This window comes from Curtobacterium sp. 18060 (assembly GCF_902706105.1).
Lineage (GTDB): Bacteria > Actinomycetota > Actinomycetes > Actinomycetales > Microbacteriaceae > Curtobacterium.
Genome location: NZ_CACSJV010000019.1, coordinates 1 through 18,461, shown reverse-complemented (window position 1 = coordinate 18,461; position 18,461 = coordinate 1). Strand labels below are relative to the sequence as shown.

Here is an 18,461-nt window from a genome sequence, read left to right as displayed (position 1 = left end):
GGGTGGTGTCGCTTTCTGCTCATGGCCTGGTCGGCCGGACGGGAGGCGCGGTGTGTGTCGCGCAGGTCAGGCCGCGTCGGACGCGGTGCCGGCCTGGATCGCGGTGATCGCGACGGTGTTCACGATGTCGCTGACGAGGGCGCCGCGGGAGAGGTCGTTGATCGGCTTGCGCAGTCCCTGCAGGACGGGCCCGATGGCGACCGCGCCGGCGGAGCGCTGCACGGCCTTGTAGGTGTTGTTGCCCGTGTTGAGGTCCGGGAAGATGAAGACGGTCGCCTTGCCGGCCACCGGGGAGTCCGGCATCTTCGTGCTCGCGACCGTCGGGTCGGCAGCGGCGTCGTACTGGATCGGGCCCTCGACGAGCAGGTCGGGACGGCGCTCACGGACGAAGGCGGTGCCGGCACGGACCTTGTCGACGTCGGCGCCGGTGCCGCTGTCGCCGGTCGAGTAGCTGAGCATCGCGACGCGGGGGTCGATGCCGAACTGGGTCGCCGTCTCGGCCGACGAGATCGCGATGTCGGCGAGCTGCTCGCTCGTCGGGTCCGGGATCACCGCGCAGTCGCCGTAGACCAGGACGCGGTCCGCGAGCGCCATCAGGAACACGCTCGACACGATCGACGTGTCCGGACGGGTCTTGATGATCTCGAAGGACGGCCGGATGGTGTGCGCGGTGGTGTGCTTCGCACCGGAGACCATGCCGTCGGCGAGTCCGAGCTGGACCATCATCGTGCCGAAGTACGAGACGTCGGTCACGGTGTCGCGCGCGAGCTCGATCGACATCCCCTTGTGTGCGCGGAGCCGGGTGTACTCCTCGGCGAAGCGTTCGCGGAGCTCGGGGTCGAACGGCGACACGAGCTGGGCGGCGTCGAGGTCGAGTCCGAGCTCGGTCGCGCGGGTGCGGATCGCGACGGGGTCGCCGAGGATCGTCAGCTCGCAGACCTGGCGGGCGAGCAGCGTCGACGCCGCGCGGAGGATGCGGTCGTCCTCGCCCTCGGGCAGCACGATGTGCTTGCCGTACCCTCGTGCCCGGTCGAGCAGCCCGTGCTCGAACATGAGCGGCGTGACGACGCCGGACGGCGTGAGCTGCAGACGGTCGCGCAGGGATTCGGCGTCGACGTGCTGCTCGAACAGGGCGAGCGCGAGGTCGGCCTTGCGGGGCGAGTCCGCCGCCAGGCGCCCGCGGGTCTGCGTGATGCGGAGGGCGGTGTCGTACGTGCCCAGGTCGTTCTGCGCGATCGGCAGCGAGCTCGACAGCCCCTCGAGCAGCCGGGAGATCTGCGGTGCGGTCTCGAACCCGCCGTTCAGGATCACGCCGGCCAGGCTCGGGAACGTGTCCGACTGGTTCGCCAGCAGGGTCGCGATGAGCACGTCGCTGCGGTCACCGGGGACCACGACGATGCCGCCCTCGATCAGGCGCGGCAGGACGTTCTCCATGCTCATGCCGGCGACGACGGTGCCGAGTGCCTCGCGGTCGAGCAGGGCGTCGTCCCCGCGCACCAGGGTGGCGTCGGTCGCCTGCAGCAGCGCGCGGACGGTCGGGGCGACGAGGACGCGGTCCTCCGGGATCGCCCACACGGGCACGTCCGGGTGGTCGTCGTGCACGGCCCGCTCGACACTCGCCACGATCGCGGCGAGGGCCTCCGGGTCGGCGCGGTTCACGACGACGCCGAACAGCTGCGCGTGCGCCGCCCGGAGCTCGCTCGTCGTGACGTCCGCGACCTGCGCCATCCCCTCGGGTGTGCGGGCACCGCGCTCGGCGGCGTCACGACCACCGAGGACGAGGAGCACCGGGGCACCGAGGTTCGCGGCGACCTTCGCGTTGAACGACAGCTCGGTGGGGCTGCCGACGTCGGTGTAGTCGGACCCGAGCACGACCACCGCGTCGCACTGGCGCTCCACCTGGGCGAAGCGGTTCACGATGGTGCCGAGCGCGGCGTCCGGATCCGCGTGGACGTCGTCGTAGGTGACCCCCACGGCGTCGTCGTACGAGATCCCGACCGCGGTGTGCTGCAGCAGCAGTTCGAGCACGTAGTCGGGTTCGGCGACCGAGCGGGCGACCGGGCGGAACACGCCGACGCGGCCGACGGAGCGCGCGAGGGTCTCGAGGACACCGAGGGCGACGGTGCTCTTGCCCGTGTGCCCTTCTGCTGACGTGATGTAGATGCGGGTCGACACGCGTCTCAGGGTAGTCGCCGGACATGTCACGACAACTGGGAGCACCCGCCTCGACGACACACGGTCGTGAGCACCCCTGAGAACCTGTACCATTGGGTGTCGCCGTCGCGAGACGGCACAAGGAGAATTCGCCTAGTGGCCTATGGCGCACGCTTGGAAAGCGTGTTGGGTGCAAGCCCTCGGGGGTTCGAATCCCCCATTCTCCGCCGAGCAAGCCCCGCACTCCGGTGCGGGGCTTTCTTCGTTCGCGGCGTTCCTCGTCGCCGGTCCCCCACGCGGCGGACCCACCTGTCCCCTGTTCGCCAAGGACTGGCCGTCAAACGCCGATCCGGGGTGGAACGGGCTGTCCCCGGTCCCCGTCGTGCACCTATGCTTGCCGGAGCGGACGACTCCGGGACGAGTCGACCGCGGTGCATCGAGCGGCAGGGGCGTCGCTCGCAGGGCGGCCGATTCGGCGTGCCCGGGAGACCCGAGGGTTCAGGAGAAGCGCATGGGGGACATGACGGTGCCAGCGACGCCGCACCTGCGTGCCACCGTGTACGACGTCGTCCTCCGCCCCCGCCGGTCCCTGGTCCGTTCGACGGCGCTGAGCATCGTGTTCTCGGCCGTGCCGCTCGCCGTCGCCCTGGTCTGGGTGTCGTTCCCGTTCCGGACGTGGGCGATGGTCGCGACCGTGGTCGTCGCGCTGGCGGTCCTCGTGGGCGTCGTGTTCGTCCGACTGAGCACGGCGTACATCGGCATCGACCCTGACGGCCTGACGATCCGGGGCGTGGTCACCGCGCACCGTCGGATCCCCCGCGACCGCGTGCACAGTCTGGTGCTCGCCACCACCTACGGCAGCTCGGTCGACCGCACCATGCGCGAACTCGTGGCGTTCGACGCGACGGGTGCGCACCTGTTCCGCATCCGTGCCGACGTGTGGGGCGACGACGGGCTCGCCCAGGTCGTCGACGCCATGGGCGTCCAGGTGACGGAAGAGGCACGTCCGGTCTCGGCCCGGGTCTTCGCGAAGCGCTACCCGTCGAGCCGCGCTTGGTACGAACAGCGGCCGGCCTACCTGCTCGTCGGCGGCGTGGCAGCACTCGTCGTCCTGGGTCTGCTCGTCGTCGAGTTCACCGGTCTGCTCGGTCGCTGACGCTCGGAGCTGCTGGACGTCACCGACGTCGGCGCAGCGTCGAGAAGATCCCCTGCACGACCTCCTTCGCGATCGTGCCGCCGAGCCGTGACCCGAGCAGGTCCGACAGCGGGTCGTCCGCCTTCCGTGAGGTCGTCGTCCGCGTGCTCCGCCCCGACCGGCCCGAACGCCGCGACGCCGCAGCCCGCTCGGCCTTCTCGAACTCGCGCTGCGTCCGCTCGTACTCCTTCTGCGCAGCAGCCCGCTCGCGTTCCTCCTGCTTGGCCCGCGCCGCGGCTTCCTTGGCCGCGGTCGCCGCCGCCCGCGCGGCTTCCTTCTCGGCCTCGGCCGCCGCGATGGCTGCGTCCTTCTGCGCGTCCGCCGCCGCGGCCTCGGCAGCAGCTGCCTCCATCCGGCGCGCGAGCATCTCGTGCGCCGAGTCCGGGTCCACCCGGGTGCCGTAGGTCGCGAGCAACGGCGATGCCTGCACCCGCGACAGCATCTCGGCGGCGGGCATCGGGTCCATCGATCCCTGCGGCGCGCGCAACCGGGTCCACGCGACCGGCGTCGGCGCACCCTTCTCGTTCATGACGGTGACGATCGCCTCGCCGGTCGCCAGCGAAGTCAGTACCTCGCCCAGGTCGTAGTCGCTCGACGGGTAGGTCGACACCGTCGCCCGGAGCGCCTTCGCGTCGTCGGGGGTGTGCGCCCGCAGCTGGTGCTGGATGCGCGACCCGAGCTGCGCCAGGACGTCGTTCGGCACGTCCTTCGGGGTCTGGGTCACGAAGAAGATCCCGACGCCCTTCGACCGGATCAACCGCACGGTCCGCACGATCTGGTCCGTGAAGTCCTTCGACGCCCCGCTGAACAGCAGGTGCGCCTCGTCGAAGAAGAACACGAGCTTCGGCTTGTCCTGGTCGCCCACCTCTGGCAGTTCGTTGAACAGGTCGGCCAAGAGCCACATCAGGAACGTCGAGAAGACCTCGGGCTGGTCCTGCACGCCCGGGACCTCGAGCAGGCTCACGATCCCCCGGCCGTCCGCCGCCGTGCGCAGGAACACTTGCGTGTCGATCTCGGGCTCGCCGAAGAACTGGTCGGCACCCTTGTCGGCGAACGTGATGAGCTCGCGCAGGATCACCCCGGCGGTCTGCTTCGACAGACCACCGAGCTCGGCGAGCTCGCCCTTGCCCTGGTCGCCCACCAAGAACGTCAGCACGCTCCGCAGGTCGGCCAGGTCGACGAGCGGCAACCCGGCCTGCTCCGCGTAGTGGAACACCAGTCCGAGCGAGGACTCCTGGGTGTCGTTCAGGCCGAGCACCTTCGACAGCAGCAACGGCCCGAACCCGGACACCGTCGCGCGGATCGGCACGCCCGTGCCCTGGCCACCGAGCGAGAAGAGCTCCGCCTGGCTCGCGACGCCCTGCCACTGCTGGCCGATGCCCGCGGTGCGCGCGAGCAGCTTCTCGTTCCCCTGCCCGACCACCGCGAGCCCGGACAGGTCGCCCTTGATGTCGGCCGCGAAGACCGGCACGCCGTTCGCCGCGATCTGTTCGGCGAGGACCTGCAGCGTGCGGGTCTTGCCGGTGCCGGTCGCACCGGCGACCAGCCCGTGCCGGTTCAGCATGCCGAGCGGGATGCGGACCTGGACGTCGGGCTGCGCCTCGCCGTTCACCAGGGCACCGAGTTCGAGCGCCTGCCCCTCGACGGTGTAGCCGGTGCGGATCGCGGCGACGGCGTCCGGCCCGAGCGGGGCTGCGCCACTGCCGGGAGGCGCGGTGCCGGCCGCCGGGGCGTCCGCCGGTGCCGGGACGGCCGCGTCGGGAGCCGCCGTCGCGTCGTCCGGGACGGCTGCGGTGGGTCCTGCGGTGGTGGGCTCTGGAGCCGGTGGGGTGGCGGAGGCGGGCTCCGCGTCGGGGGCGAGCCGGGCCTCCTGTCCGGCGAGTGCGGCGGCGAGCTCCTCGGCCCGCTGCACGGCTTCGTCGGCCAGCCGGCGTGCCTCGTCCGCTGCCTGCCTGGCGGCCTCGGCCGCTGCCCGTGCCTGCTCCACCGCGTCGCTCATGGGCACAGCCTATGGACGCGCGGGGGCCGCTGTCCGGCTGATCCGGGCAGCTGTGGAGAACGCGTCAGTGCGTGAGCTCGGGGACCGTCCGGGGCCGCACCACGAACCACAGGATCAGGATGGCCATCACCGAGGTCGAGGCCATCACGATCGCCATCGGGGTCGCGGTGGTGATGCCGAGCCAACCGACGATCGGCGAGATCAGGCCGGCGACGCCGAAGTTCAGGGCGCCGAGCAGCGACGCCGCCGTTCCGGCCTCCTTGCCGTGCGCAGCCAGGCCGATGACCTGGACGAGGGGGAACGAGAACCCGCACGCCGCGATGAAGAACCACAGGGGCACGAGCACGCCCACGAGCCCCGCACCGAGCTGGTCGAGCACGATGATCGCGATCGACGCCAGGAACAGCGTCGCCGTCGAGCACGCCAGGATCCACTGCGGCCCGACGCGCTGCGCCAACCGCGCGGAGATCTGCACACCGAGCACGACGCCCACCGAGTTCACCGCGAAGAGCAGCCCGTACTGCTGGGCGTCGAGTCCGTAGACGCCCTGGAACAGGAACGGCGACGAGCTGAGGTACGAGAACAACCCGCTGAACACCATCGCCCCGATGAGCGCGACCCCCACGAAGATCCGGTCGGAGAACAGCGCCTTGTACCGCTGACCGATCGTCGAGTGCCCGGCCTCGCGACGACGGGCCGGGGGCAGGGTCTCGACGATGAGCAGGATCGACGCGATCACCACGGCCAGGCCGTAGCAGGCGAGGAAGACGAAGATGCCACGCCAGCTGGTGAACTGGAGCATCTGCGAGCCGATGAGCGGCGCGAGGATCGGCGCCAGCCCGTTCACCATCGCCAAGCGGGACAGCATCCGGACGAGCGGCTTGCCGCCGAACAGGTCGCGGACGGTGGCCATCGCGACGACACCGCCGGCGGCCGCGCCCATGCCCTGGAGCACGCGGAACACCGCGAGGAGCTCGATGTCGGGAGCGGTCGCCGCGCCGATCGACGCGGCGATGTGCACCGTCGTCGCGATGATGAGCGGCAGCCGGCGGCCGACCTTGTCGCTCCACGGACCGACGAGCAGCTGCCCGAACGCGAACCCGAGCGTCGTCGCCGTGAGCGTCAGCTGCACGGCGCCGTCGGTGACGCCGAACTGCTCCTTGATCGCCGGGAACGCCGGCAGGTACAGGTCGATCGTGAACGGCCCGAGCGCCGTCAGGGCGCCCAGGACGAAGACGTAGACGAGTCGCTGCCCACGGGAGAGGGAGTCTCCGGGGTGCAGGACGACCCGGAGCGAACCGGTGGTGGCGGGCGCGGTCACGAGCAGGAGTCCTTCGGCGGTGAGGGGCGGGGAGGTGATCGCGGCGTCGATCGAATCGATTCGTCCGCGGAACCATCCTACGGGCAGCAGGAGCGCTCCCGACGCGGTCGGCTCGGATTGCCCGCGTGTTGCCACCCGCCGTCAGCGTGCCGATCCCGTGCCATGCGGTACCGTCGGACTGCTCGGGGGCCTCCGGGTGAACCGGATCAGAAGGGGGTGGGCGTCATGGTGGATGCCCGGATCCTGCACACGACCGCCGCCCTGCGCGAAGCGATCCTGCGACTGGCGGCCGACCGCCCCGTCTCCGAGATCACCGTCGCGGACGTCACCCGTGCCGCCGGCATCAACCGCGCGACGTTCTACTCGCACGCGGTCTCCCCCGGATCGCTGCTCGCCGACGTGCTGACGCCGGAGCTCGACCGCATCCGGCAGGACGACGCCGACGACCGACGGGCCGCAGCCGCCCGCGGAGCCGACGCGGCCGAGCTCGCGACCATCACACGGCGGGGCATCAACGCGGTCGTCGAGCACGTGACCACCCACCGCGACATCTACGCCAAGGCACTGCCGGACCCGAACGACGCGTCACTGCACCGGCTGCTCGTGGGCCACTTCACCGAGTCGAGTGCCCTGCACATCCGCGAACTCGACGCCGACCGCCGCCCGGAGCTCCTCGACGACGTGGCCGCCGGCTACGTCGCGCAGGGCTTCGTCGGGGCGATCGAAGCGTGGCTCGCCGGGCCCCGACGGTCGCGGAAGGCGCTGGTCGAGACGATCACGCTGTCGTTCCCGGCCTGGTGGAGCTGAGCTGAGCCGCCTGGTGGCACGGCACTGACCGGGATGCTGACGCGGCGCTGACCGGCCTGCTGGCGCGGCGCTGACCGGCCTGGTGACGCGGCTCGCCTCGGCTCACTCGGCGTCGGTCGACTCGCCGTCGCTCGGTTCGGTCTCCGGCTTCTCGCCGCGCTGCAACGACTGCACGACCTCGACCGCGGTGGCCGCCAGGTCTGCGTCGTCCGCCGCTGCGGGCACCCGGTAGTCGGCCGACACACCGTCGCCGCCGGTACCGCTCGCCGGCAGCGGATCGCCCAGGGACACCACCACGACACCGGCGTCGTGCGCGGTCTGGATCACCCCGGTGAGCGCGGACGGCCGAGCCGCGTGCACGAGCAGGGCCTTGGCGCCCTTGCGGACGAGCTGGGCGACCGCGGTCCGCTGGGACGCCGCCGCGCCGGACGCGGGTGCGACCCGGACGTCGGGACGGAACCCGGCATCGGACAGGCCGGTCCGCAGGTCCTCGCCCAGGGCCGCGTCGTCGTCGACCAGCACGACGCCGATGACGGCCTGTTTGTCGAACCCGCCGTCGGAGCTGGTCAGGTCCGTGCTCTGCACCGGCGTGGGCGCAGCGGAGGTCGTGCCCTGGCAGCCGGCCAACGCGAGGGCGGCCGTCAGGACGACGGCTGCAGCGACGATGCGCACCACGGGTGTCTCCTCTTCGGTCCGGTCTGCCACGCTACCCGGCTGCGCGGTCCGGCGACGCCGACGACACCGGCGCGGGGACGGGTCCGAGCCGCCGGACCGCGGCGATCGCCAGTGCGGCGAAGCAGATCATCGCCGCGAAGACCAGCGGGAAGGACACCGTGCCCTCGGCGCCGCCGGTCGCGGTGAACAGCAGCCCGGTGACCGCCAGGCCGATGACGCTGCCCGCGGCGTCGGCGATGGTGAGCGCCGAGCTCGCGAAGCCGTCGTCGCCCTCGCCCGAGAACCGCAGGGTGAGCATCGACGTCCGCGGGTAGATCGCCCCCATGCCCGCGCCGCCGACGAACCAGCCGGCGACGAGCACCCACCACGGCAGGTCGAGCGTCGCCACCGCGAAGGCCGCCAGCAGGCTCACCAGGACGAGCACGAGTCCGACACCGAAGGTCCGACGTGCGGTCAGGCGCTGCTCCCCCAGCCGACCGTGCGCCCAACTCGACGCCGCCCAGCTGAGCGCGGCGACGGTCAGCGCGAGCCCCGCTGCCGATGCGGACAGTCCGTGCTTCGCCTGCAGCAGGAACGGCACGTACGCCTCGCTGCCGAAGAACGACGCCGCCACGAGCCCGCGCAGCAGCACCACCGAGGGCAGGCCCGCGGCGGCGCGGAAGGTGCCGGTCGGCAGCAGCGGGCGCAGCGCGAACCACGTCCCGACCAGGCCGACCACGACCGCGGCCACCATCCCCCACGGGGTCAGGTCCGGCGCGACGTTCAGCAGCAGGATCGACACGGCCGCGGCGACCGACCACCCGATCCGGATCCGCTGCCACGGCGGCCGCAGCTCGACCGCCGGTGCCTGCAGCCGTCCGAGCGTCGGCACGAGCACGCTGAACGCACCCACGGCGATCACGAGCGCCCCCGCGAAGACCCAGTGCCAGTTCCACGTGTCGGTGACGATGCCGGCGATCGCCGGGCCGATCAGCGCCGGGACCACCCACGCGGCCGCGAACCCGGCGAACACCGGTCCGTGCAGCTCGGCGGGGAAGATCCGGGCGACGAGCACGTACAGCACGACGTCGATCGCGCCGGCACCGAAGCCCTCGACCAGTCGACCGACGAGGAAGACCTCCATCGTCGGCGCGAGCATGACCACGGCGGTCCCGACGGCGAACAGCAGCGCGGAGACCCAGGCGACGATCCGGCCGCCGGCGCGGTCGGTCCAGTTGCCGGCGAGCACCATGCCGGGCACCCCGGCCGCGAGCGGTGCCGCGAAGGCCAGGGCGTACAGGGCCTCGCCGTCCAGGTCGCGACTGATCACCGGCATGATCGTCGTCATCGCCAGGTTCTGGAACGCCGCGACGCCCACGATGGCGACCATGCCGATCGTCGCGAGGGCGTACCGCCCGCTCAGCAGGCCCGTCCTCGTCGCCGTGGTGCTCACCCGCTCATCGTAGGGGCGAGGGGCGACACCGCCGACGTCGCGGGGCGCGGACCACGCGCGATGCGCGTCAGCGCGTGCTGCAGGTCCGCGTCAGCGCGTCAGCGCCTGCTGCAGGTCCGCGATCAGGTCGCCCGCGTCCTCGATGCCGACGGACAGGCGCACCACGTTCTCGGGCACCGCGAGCTCCGTGCCCTTCACCGAGGCGTGCGTCATCTCGCTCGGGTACCCGATGAGCGACTCCACTCCCCCGAGCGACTCGGCCAGCGCGAACAGCTCCGTGGACTCCGCGAAGCGCCGGGCAGCGTCCGGGCCGCCGGACAGTGCGACGGACAGCATCCCGCCGAACCCGCGCATCTGGCGGGCGGCGATGTCGTGCCCCGGGTGGTCGGCGAGCCCCGGGTAGTAGACGCGCTCGATGCCCGGCGCTGCGACGAGCGCCTCGGCGACGGCCTGCGCGTTCGTGGAGTGCCGCTCCATCCGGACCGCCAGGGTCTTGATGCCGCGGGTGGTCAGGAAGGCGTCGAACGGCGACGAGATCGCACCGGCGCCGAACTGCAGGAACTGCACCTTCGCCGCGAGCTCCTGGTCGGCGAGCACGACGGCCCCACCGACGACGTCGGAGTGGCCACCCAGGTACTTCGTCGTCGAGTACACGACGACGTCGGCACCGAGCGACAGCGGCTGCTGCAGGTACGGCGACGCGAAGGTGTTGTCCACGACGACGAGTGCACCGGCCTCGTGCCCGAGGGTCGCGAGTCCGGCGATGTCGGCGATCTTCATGAGCGGGTTGGTCGGCGTCTCGACCCAGAGCACGGTGTCCTCGGGGGCGCCCTGCAGCGCGGCCCGGACCTGGTCGAGCTCGCTCATGTCGACGACGACGAGCTCGACGCCCCACGGCACGTGCAGTCGGCTGACCAGACGGTGGGTCCCGCCGTACACGTCGTTCCCCATCACGACGCGGGCCCCGGGACGGAGCGCCGCCCGGAGCAGGGCGTCCTCGGCGGCGAGACCTGATGCGAACGAGTACGCGGCCACGCCGCCGTCCAGGTCGGCGAGCAGCGTCTGCAGGGAGTCGCGCGTCGGATTGCCGGCACGGGAGTACTCGTAGCCGTTCCGCATCCCGCCGATGCCGTCCTGCACGTAGGTGGACGTCAGGTGGATCGGCGGGATGACGGCGCCGGTGGGGCCGTCGGGCTCCTGGCCGGCGTGGACGGCGCGGGTGCTGAACTCGGTCATGCTGGCTGCGTTCCTTACTCGGAGAGGTAGGTCAGGAGGTCGTGGCGGGTCAGGACCGTGACCGGCTTGCCGTCCTCGACGACGAGCAGGGCGTCCACCGTCTCGAGGGCTCGACGCGCTGCGGACACGGACTCGCCCACGCCGATCAACGGGAGCGGTTCGCCCACGAAACCGGTCAGGGCGTCCGTCATCTTCGCGGCACCGGTGAAGACCTGTTCGAGCAGGTCCTTCTCGGCGACGGCCCCGATGACCTCGCCGATGACGACCGGCGGTTCCGCGCTGAGCACGGGCATCTGGGACACCCCGTACTTGGTCATGATGTCGACGACCTCGCGCACGGTGTCCGCCGGGTGCGCGTGCACCAGGTCGGGCAGACGGCCGTCCTTGCCGGCGATGAGCGACCCGACGGTGCGCGCCTCGTCGGTCTCGGCGAAGCCGTACGAGCGCATCCACCGGTCGTTGAAGATCTTGCCGAGGTAGCCGCGACCGCCGTCGGGCAGCAGCACCACGACGACGTCGTCCTCGGTCAGGTCGCGGGCGGCCCGCAGCGCTGCGACGACCGCCATCCCGCTGGACCCGCCCACGAGCAAGCCCTCTTCCCGCGCCAGGCGGCGGGTCATCCCGAACGAGTCGGCGTCCGACACCGCGATGATCTCGTCCGGCACCTCGGGGTCGTACGCGGTCGGCCAGAAGTCCTCGCCCACACCCTCGACCAGGTACGGCCGGCCGGTGCCGCCGGAGTAGACCGAGCCCTCGGGGTCGGCCCCCACGATGCGGACACGGCCGTCGGACGCCTCCTTCAGGAAGCGCCCGGTGCCCGAGATGGTGCCGCCGGTCCCGACGCCCGCGACGAAGTGGGTGATCTGCTGCTCGGTGTCGCGCCAGATCTCCGGACCGGTGGTCTCGTAGTGGCTGCGGGGGCCGTTCGGGTTCGCGTACTGGTTCGGCTTGTAAGCGCCGGGGATCTCGCGGACGAGCCGGTCGGACACCGAGTAGTACGACTCCGGGTGCTCGGGCGGCACCGCGGTCGGCGTGACGACGATCTCGGCGCCGTACGCCGTCAGGACGTTGCGCTTGTCCTCGCCGACCTTGTCCGGCAGCACGAACACGCACCGGTAACCGCGCTGCTGGGCGACGAGGGCCAGCCCGACCCCGGTGTTGCCCGACGTGGGTTCGACGATCGTCCCGCCTGGCCGGAGGTCACCAGAGGCCTCGGCAGCATCGATGATGCGCGTGGCGATGCGGTCCTTCGACGACCCGCCGGGGTTGAGGTACTCCACCTTCACCAGGACGGTCGCGCGCACCCCCTCGGTGACCCGGTTGAGCTTGACGAGCGGGGTGTCACCGACGAGGTCGACCACGGAGTTCGCGTAACGCACGGGCCCGAGTCTAGGACGCCGACACCGCGTTCTGCTGGGTCGTGACGTGCGCCTCGCCCTGGTCGTGCCCCGTGTCGGACGGGAGGCCCGTGGCGGGGCCGCCACGGGCCTCCCGCCCGGTCTGGGGGCGCGTGTCCGATCGGCGCGCCCGCCCGCAGGTCGGTGGCCGTGATCGGCGGGTTCAGCGGCCGACGGCGTCCGCCGGGGTGTTCTGCTGCCGGTGCAGGAGCGCGTAGGTGCCGTCCAGCGCGAGGAGTTCGTCGTGCGTCCCCTGCTCGACGATCCGCCCGTGGTCGAGCACGAAGATGACGTCGGCGTCCCGGATCGTCGACAGCCGGTGCGCGATCGAGATGGTGGTGCGCCCCGCGGCTGCGGTGTCGAGCGCGGTCTGCACCACGCGCTCCGAGATCGAGTCGAGCGCGCTCGTGGCCTCGTCGAGCACGAGCACGGGAGGGTCCTTCAGGAGCACCCGCGCGATCGCGATCCGCTGCTTCTCGCCGCCGGACAGTCGGTAACCACGTTCCCCCACGACCGTGTCGTAGCCGTCCGGGAACGAGGCGATCGTGTCGTGGATGTTCGCCGCGCGTGCCGCCCGTTCGACCTCGTCGTCGGTCGCGTCCGGCTTGGCGTAGCGCAGGTTGTCGCCGATCGTCGCGTGGAACAGGTACGTCTCCTGGCTGACGATCCCCACGTGGCGCATGAGGTCCTCGTGCACGAGGTCGCGGACGTCCTGTCCGGCGAACCGCACGGAACCCTTGGTCGCCTCGTACAACCGTGGCACCAAGTACGACACGGTGGTCTTGCCCGCGCCCGACGGCCCGACGAAGGCGGCGAACTGCCCGGGTCGGAGGTCGAACGAGACCCCGCGGAGCGTCGGCTTGTCGGCCTCGCCGTCCGGGTACGTGAACGTCACGTCGTCGAACGCGACGTGACCGACCATGGTGTCGTCGACGGGCTTCGCCGTGGGCGAGTCGGTGATCGCGGGCTTCAGGTCGAAGTACTCGAAGATCCGAGCGAACAGCGCTCCGGAGGTCTGCAGGTCGAGCACCACCCGGAGCAGTCCGACCGTCGGGAACAGCAAGCGCGACTGCACCGTCGTGAACGCGACGATGGTGCCGGCGGTGATCGGGACGTCGCCGATGATCAGCCAGGCCGCGACGAGGTAGATGATCGCCGGGATGATCGACAGGAAGATCTGCACGATCGCGAAGAACCACTGCCCGGACATCTGCTGGCGGACCTGCAACTGGATCTGGTTGCGGTTCTCGTCTCCGTAGCGGCGGGTCTCACTGCGCTGCTGGTTGAAGCTCTTGGCCAGCAGGATGCCGGAGACGCTCAGTGCTTCTTGCGTGATCGCCGTCATGTCGGACAGCGACTCCTGCGTCTGCCCGGCGATGCGGGCACGGACCTGCCCGACCCGACGCTGCGCGATGACGAGCAACGGCAGCAGCACGACCGCGACCAGGGTCATCTGCCAGCTCAGCAACAGCATGGCGACGATGGCGGCGATGACCGTGACGGTGTTGCCGAGCACCGACGAGATCGTGTTGTTCAGCACGCTCGCGACGCCGCCGACGTCGTTCTGCAGGCGGGACTGGATGACACCGGTCTTCGTGCGCGTGAAGAACGCGAGTTCCATGCGCTGCAGGTGCCCGAACAGGCGCATCCGCATGGCACCCATGACCTTGTTGCCGACCGTCGCCGTCAGGTAGGTCTGCCAGACGCCCACCCCGGCGCTCGCGATCCAGAGGAACACCATCGCCGAAACGAGCTCGACCAGCACCGGGACGTCGGGGCTGCCGGAGGGTGGGAACAGGCCCCGGTCGAACGCCTGCTGCGTCAACAGCGGCGGGATCACCGAGATCGCCGCGCCGATCAGCACGAGGACGACCGTCAGGACGATCGACCGCCGGTGCGGGACGAACAGCCCGGCGATCCGCTTCACCAGGTGCGGGATCTTCGGCGCTTCGGCGTTGGCGGCCTTCTGCGCACGGAAGTCACCGCTGGAGATCCGGCCGCCGCCGCGCGGACCACCGCCACCGCCGCCCCCGCGCATCCCGCCGCCCATGCTCATGCAGCAACCGTATCCCCGCGGTCGGACATCGGCGCGCGCTCGACGACCGCCGTTCCGCGGTGCAGTCCGCCGGCCGTATTTGACCCCGTTCAGGGGGCGTGCGAGCATGTGCCGTCCCCGCCCCCGCACCACCGAGGTCCCATGACGTCCGCGCCGTCCCGTCCCACGTCCCTCCGCCAGCAGCTCGCCCGCCGCAAGCCGATCGAGCAACTGCAGTCCGAGGCGGCCGTCGGCGTCAACGGCGAACCGCTCCGCCGGTCGCTCGGTGTCTGGCACCTGACGATGATCAGCGTCGGCGCGACCCTCGGGACCGGCATCCTCGTGGTGCTCGGCACGGCCGTGCCGCTCGCGGGTCCCGCCGTGTGGATCTCCTTCGTCGTCGCCGGGATCGCGGCCCTGCTCTCGGCACTGTCCTACGCCGAGATGGCCGGAGCCGTCCCGACCTCGGGGTCGAGCTACTCGTACACCTACGCCACGATGGGCGAGGGCATCGCGTGGGTCTGCGGATGGTGCCTCGTCCTCGAGTACGCCGTCTCGGTGGCCGCGGTCGCGGTCGGCGCGAGCGAGTACGTCGACGAGACCCTGCGCGTGTTCGGGTTGCACCTGCCGACGGCACTGTCCGCGCCTCCGGGGGACGGCGGCGTCGTGAACCTGCCGGCGGCCGTCCTGGTCCTGCTCGCCACCGTGGTCCTGATCCCCGGAGCCCGCGAGAGCGCCTGGGTGAACACCGTCATGGTCGTCGTGAAGATCGCACTCCTCGTGTTCTTCGTGGTCGTCGCCTTCACGGCCTTCCAGGCGCAGAACTTCGAACCGCTCGCACCGATGGGTGCCGCCGGGGTGACCGCTGCGGCCTCCAGGCTCTTCTTCTCGTACATCGGTTTCGACGCCGCCTCCACCGCCGGCGAAGAGGCGAAGGACCCCCGCCGCGACCTCCCCCGGGCGATCATCGGTTCGATCGCGCTCATCACGGCGCTGTACATCCTCGTCGCCATCGCCGCGATCGGTGCCCGTTCGTGGACCGACTTCTCGTCCTCCGAGGCCTCGCTCGTCCGCATCGTGGTGGACGTCACGGGTCAGCCCCTCGTCGCGCTGGTGTTCTCGATCGGCGCGGTCGTCGCGATCGCGAGCGTCGTGCTGACGGTGCTCTACGGCCAGACCCGGATCCTGCTCACCATGGCCCGCGACGGCCTGGTCCCGAAGGTCTTCGGTCGGGTCTCGCGGCGCACCGGCACCCCCATCGCGAACACGTTGATCATCGGCATCGCGGTCACGATCGTCGCCGCCCTGGTCCCCCTGGGCGAGCTCGCCGACGCCACCAGCATCGGCACCCTCGTGGCGTTCGCGCTCGTCAACGTGTCGGTCATCGTGCTCCGTCGCTCGCAGCCCGACCTCGAGCGCTCGTACCGCGTCCCGCTGTTCCCCGTCGTGCCGATCCTCGGTGCCCTGAGCTGCGTCCTCCTGGCGGTGTTCCTCGGCGCAACGACGTGGATCGCCTTCGGCATCTGGATGGTCGTCGGCGCCGTGCTCTACCTGGCCTACGGCCGCCGTCACAGCACCTTGCGCTGACCGCCCGGCCCAGCCCCGAGACTCGGTTTGAGCGACACTTCTCGCGCTCAGGCAAGCGAGAAGTGTCGTTCACCGCGAGTATCGCGGGGGCAGCACCGAGTCTCGTCCACATTCCCCCGCCACGAAGAACTCTCCACAGGCCGGCTCGCGCGGAGCACCTGACGCACGTCGGGCCGCGAGGCTCCAGCCATGACGACCGAACGAACGCGCCTTCTCCGAGCGACGAGTCTCGACCCGACCGGATCCCGCTTGCTCCAGCGGCGACACCGCGCGGGCCAGCTCGTCCGGATCACCGATGGCGTCTACGTCGACGCGCAGGTCTGGCGGGAGGTCAGCAGCACCGAACAACACCTCCTGATCGCACGCGCTCTGGTGCCGCAGCTCCGTGACGACGCTGCCTTCTCCCACCTGACGGCCGCGATCGCGTACGGCTGGCCACTCATCGGTTCTCCCCCGCAACGCGTCCACGTGACCGACGGTGCAACGCGCAAGACGGAACACCGAGCCCACCTCGTGCGGCACGCTGGTCCTCCGGAGACCGGCACGAGGCCGTCCTCGTTCGCCGGCGTGCGGCTCACCAGTGCGCTGCGCACCGCTGTCGACCTCGCCACGACCCTCGAGCCGTCCGTGGCGGCGGTGGCGATCGACGACGCGGTTCGCCGAGGAACGCTCTCGGTCGAAGACTTCGAGGCAGCACTCCCGATGCGCCCCAGACGCGGATCCGTCAGGTGCCGAACGGTCTACGAGGCGCTCGACCCGCTGCACGAGTCGGTCGGAGAGTCGTACGCGGCGGTACGGATGGTCGAACTCGGGTTCCCTCGTCCGGCCGCGCAGCACGAGTTCCGGCACACGAGCGGCGCAGTGGACCGGGTCGACTTCTGGTTCGAGGACACCGGCGTCGTCGTCGAGTTCGACGGCAAGCAAAAGTACACCGATCGGGGAATGCTCGCTGGCCGCGCCCCGGGTGATGCCGTCTGGCACGAGAAGGTCCGAGAGGACCGGATCCGTTCGGTACCCGGGGTCCGGAGTGTCGTCCGTCCGACCTGGTGGCATCTCGTCGATCCTGACCGACTCCGCGCCCTGTTCCGCCAGCACAGGATCATCGTCTGATCCCCCGAGTCTCGGGCCCGGCAGATCGAGACTCGGGGTGAGCGACCGATCTCGGCTTCTTCGTCGCGAGAAGTGTCGCTCACCCCGAGTCTCGGGCCACGCACGCACGCACCACACCCCCGGCAACGACGAAGGCCGCCACCCCGAGGGGCAGCGGCCTTCGTGAACCGAACGGTCGAGACTACGCGAGCTCGATCGTGGCGCCAGCGGCCTCGAGGGTCGCCTTCGCCTTGTCGGCGGTCTCCTTGTTCGCACCCTCGAGGATCTTGGCGTCGGCGGTCTCGACGAGCGCCTTGGCCTCACCGAGGCCGAGCGACGTCAGGCCACGGACCTCCTTGATGACCTGGATCTTCTTGTCACCAGCGGACTTGAGGATGACGTCGAACTCGGTCTTCTCCTCAGCGGCCTCGGCCGGGGCAGCGGCGGCCGGAGCGGCAGCAGCGGCCGGGGCAGCAGCGGTGACCTCGAAGACCTCTTCGAACTTCTTCACGAAGTCCGAGAGCTCGATGAGCGTGAGCTCCTTGAAGGCCTCGATGAGCTCGTCCTGCGAAAGCTTCGCCATGATTTTCTCCTACTACTCAGTAATACGTGTGGTTGTGGAACGCGAGCCTGATCAGGCCGCGGACTCCTGCTTCTCGCGAAGGGCGTCCACGGTGCGGACGGCCTGCGAGAGGGGGGCCTGGAACAGGTACGCAGCACCGAACAGCGAGGCCTTGAAGGCGCCGGCGAGCTTGCCGAGCAGAACTTCACGGGACTCGAGGTCGGCGAGCTTGTCCACCTCGGTCGCGGTGAGCGGGTTACCGTCGAAGTAACCGCCCTTCACCACGAGCTCGGGGTTCGCCTTGGCGAATGCACGCAGCGACTTCGCGACGGCGACGGTGTCACCGTGGACGAAGGCGAGAGCGGACGGACCGGCGAGTTCCTCGTCGAACGAGGAGATGCCGGCGTTGTTCGCCGCGATCTTGGTCAGCGTGTTCTTCACCACGGCGTACGTGGCGTGCTCACGGATCGAGTTGCGGAGCTCCTTGAGCTGCGCGACCGTGAGACCGCGGTACTCGGTGAGCAGAACGGCGTTCGAGCTACGGAAGGACTCCGTGAGCTCGGCGACCGCAGCTTCCTTGTTCGCCATGGTTCTCCTTGGGGTTTCTTGCCGGTAGCCCCAGGTCCACGAACGAAAAAAGCTCCGGCGCAGAGGCTCGGAGCTGCTCTCACCAGATGGTGGGAGTGGTTCGGAACACCTGCGCGGGATGCCTCACGAGTGAGGACCTTCGGTCACGGTGTTCACAACCACGTTGCGAGCAGCACGACATCCGGCGGTCTTTGGCTTCGAGAACAGTAGCAGATGCCGTGGGCGAGACCAAACACCGGTCTGGAGGCGCGGTGCGGGTGAACTGGTCCCGGTTTGTTGGACCGTGAAGTCAGATTAGGCCGCGAGGGCGTGAGCTCGGTATTGAACCGGGCTCATGCCTCGAGTCGTGCCTGGGAGCGGTCGGTGTTCCACCAGGTGATGTAG

The 18,461-nt window shown here is 70.6% G+C and carries 14 protein-coding genes and 1 tRNA gene; 5 read left to right on the top strand and 10 right to left on the bottom strand.

Going from position 1 to position 18,461, the window contains the following annotated elements:
* Positions 1-66: 66 nt before the first annotated feature.
* Positions 67-2,175 (bottom strand): phosphate acetyltransferase, encoded by a 2,109-nt coding sequence (pta, locus tag GVL05_RS10755; protein ID WP_159573142.1) that lies wholly within the window; start codon positions 2,173-2,175, stop codon positions 67-69.
* Between the two features lie 121 nt (positions 2,176-2,296).
* On the opposite strand from pta, the gene GVL05_RS10750 reads away from it, so the two are divergent.
* Positions 2,297-2,381, top strand: a tRNA-Ser gene (locus GVL05_RS10750).
* Between the two features lie 284 nt (positions 2,382-2,665).
* Entirely contained in the window at positions 2,666-3,310 is a 645-nt protein-coding gene (locus GVL05_RS10745; RefSeq protein ID WP_159573141.1) for a hypothetical protein, read from the top strand.
* 19 nt (positions 3,311-3,329) lie between these two features.
* Here GVL05_RS10745 and GVL05_RS10740 read toward each other — a convergent pair whose 3' ends face one another.
* Together GVL05_RS10740 and GVL05_RS10735 are read right to left on the bottom strand one after the other, a co-directional pair.
* Positions 3,330-5,348: a helicase HerA-like domain-containing protein gene (locus GVL05_RS10740; RefSeq protein ID WP_159573140.1), complete on the bottom strand. Its 2,019-nt coding sequence runs from the start codon at positions 5,346-5,348 to the stop codon at positions 3,330-3,332.
* 64 nt (positions 5,349-5,412) lie between these two features.
* Positions 5,413-6,669, bottom strand: coding sequence for a multidrug effflux MFS transporter (locus GVL05_RS10735; protein WP_111084464.1), 1,257 nt, complete (start codon positions 6,667-6,669; stop codon positions 5,413-5,415).
* A 225-nt stretch (positions 6,670-6,894) separates the two neighbouring features.
* Here GVL05_RS10735 and GVL05_RS10730 point away from each other — a divergent pair, with 225 nt between their 5' ends.
* Positions 6,895-7,476, top strand: coding sequence for a TetR/AcrR family transcriptional regulator (locus GVL05_RS10730; protein ID WP_159573139.1), 582 nt, complete (start codon positions 6,895-6,897; stop codon positions 7,474-7,476).
* Between the two features lie 102 nt (positions 7,477-7,578).
* Here GVL05_RS10730 and GVL05_RS10725 read toward each other — a convergent pair whose 3' ends face one another.
* The 5 genes from GVL05_RS10725 to GVL05_RS10705 form a co-directional block, all read right to left on the bottom strand.
* Entirely contained in the window at positions 7,579-8,151 is a 573-nt protein-coding gene (locus GVL05_RS10725; protein WP_159573138.1) for a substrate-binding domain-containing protein, read from the bottom strand.
* Positions 8,152-8,182: 31 nt separating this feature from the next.
* Positions 8,183-9,583 carry an MFS transporter gene (locus GVL05_RS10720; RefSeq protein ID WP_159573137.1) on the bottom strand — a complete coding sequence of 467 codons (1,401 nt, stop codon included), beginning with the start codon at positions 9,581-9,583 and terminating at the stop codon, positions 8,183-8,185.
* A gap of 90 nt (positions 9,584-9,673) precedes the next feature.
* Positions 9,674-10,819, bottom strand: a complete 1,146-nt coding sequence (locus tag GVL05_RS10715; protein WP_131845685.1) for a cystathionine gamma-synthase — start codon at positions 10,817-10,819, stop codon at positions 9,674-9,676.
* A 14-nt stretch (positions 10,820-10,833) separates the two neighbouring features.
* Positions 10,834-12,198: a cystathionine beta-synthase gene (locus GVL05_RS10710; protein WP_159573136.1), complete on the bottom strand. Its 1,365-nt coding sequence runs from the start codon at positions 12,196-12,198 to the stop codon at positions 10,834-10,836.
* Between the two features lie 181 nt (positions 12,199-12,379).
* Complete coding sequence (locus GVL05_RS10705) at positions 12,380-14,272, bottom strand: ABC transporter ATP-binding protein (RefSeq protein ID WP_228505410.1); 1,893 nt, start codon at positions 14,270-14,272, stop codon at positions 12,380-12,382.
* A gap of 141 nt (positions 14,273-14,413) precedes the next feature.
* Here GVL05_RS10705 and GVL05_RS10700 point away from each other — a divergent pair, with 141 nt between their 5' ends.
* Together GVL05_RS10700 and GVL05_RS10695 are read left to right on the top strand one after the other, a co-directional pair.
* Positions 14,414-15,838 carry an APC family permease gene (locus GVL05_RS10700; RefSeq protein ID WP_159573135.1) on the top strand — a complete coding sequence of 475 codons (1,425 nt, stop codon included), beginning with the start codon at positions 14,414-14,416 and terminating at the stop codon, positions 15,836-15,838.
* A 189-nt stretch (positions 15,839-16,027) separates the two neighbouring features.
* On the top strand, positions 16,028-16,948 hold the full coding sequence (locus GVL05_RS10695) for a hypothetical protein (RefSeq protein ID WP_159573134.1): 921 nt from the start codon (positions 16,028-16,030) through the stop codon (positions 16,946-16,948).
* Positions 16,949-17,129: 181 nt separating this feature from the next.
* Here GVL05_RS10695 and rplL read toward each other — a convergent pair whose 3' ends face one another.
* Complete coding sequence (gene rplL, locus GVL05_RS10690) at positions 17,130-17,510, bottom strand: 50S ribosomal protein L7/L12 (protein ID WP_017888664.1); 381 nt, start codon at positions 17,508-17,510, stop codon at positions 17,130-17,132.
* Positions 17,511-17,561: 51 nt separating this feature from the next.
* Positions 17,562-18,077: a 50S ribosomal protein L10 gene (gene rplJ / locus GVL05_RS10685; RefSeq protein WP_123292121.1), complete on the bottom strand. Its 516-nt coding sequence runs from the start codon at positions 18,075-18,077 to the stop codon at positions 17,562-17,564.
* Between the last annotated feature and the right edge of the window lie 384 nt (positions 18,078-18,461).

Coding starts and splice junctions, on each gene's coding strand:
- GVL05_RS10695 (WP_159573134.1), top strand. CDS start 16,028: ATGACGACCGAACGAACGCGCCTTCTCCGAGCGACGAGTCTCGACCCG.
- GVL05_RS10715 (WP_131845685.1), bottom strand. CDS start 10,819: ATGACCGAGTTCAGCACCCGCGCCGTCCACGCCGGCCAGGAGCCCGAC.
- GVL05_RS10730 (WP_159573139.1), top strand. CDS start 6,895: ATGGTGGATGCCCGGATCCTGCACACGACCGCCGCCCTGCGCGAAGCG.
- GVL05_RS10740 (WP_159573140.1), bottom strand. CDS start 5,348: ATGAGCGACGCGGTGGAGCAGGCACGGGCAGCGGCCGAGGCCGCCAGG.
- GVL05_RS10700 (WP_159573135.1), top strand. CDS start 14,414: ATGACGTCCGCGCCGTCCCGTCCCACGTCCCTCCGCCAGCAGCTCGCC.
- GVL05_RS10745 (WP_159573141.1), top strand. CDS start 2,666: ATGGGGGACATGACGGTGCCAGCGACGCCGCACCTGCGTGCCACCGTG.
- rplJ (WP_123292121.1), bottom strand. CDS start 18,077: ATGGCGAACAAGGAAGCTGCGGTCGCCGAGCTCACGGAGTCCTTCCGT.
- rplL (WP_017888664.1), bottom strand. CDS start 17,510: ATGGCGAAGCTTTCGCAGGACGAGCTCATCGAGGCCTTCAAGGAGCTC.
- GVL05_RS10705 (WP_228505410.1), bottom strand. CDS start 14,272: ATGAGCATGGGCGGCGGGATGCGCGGGGGCGGCGGTGGCGGTGGTCCG.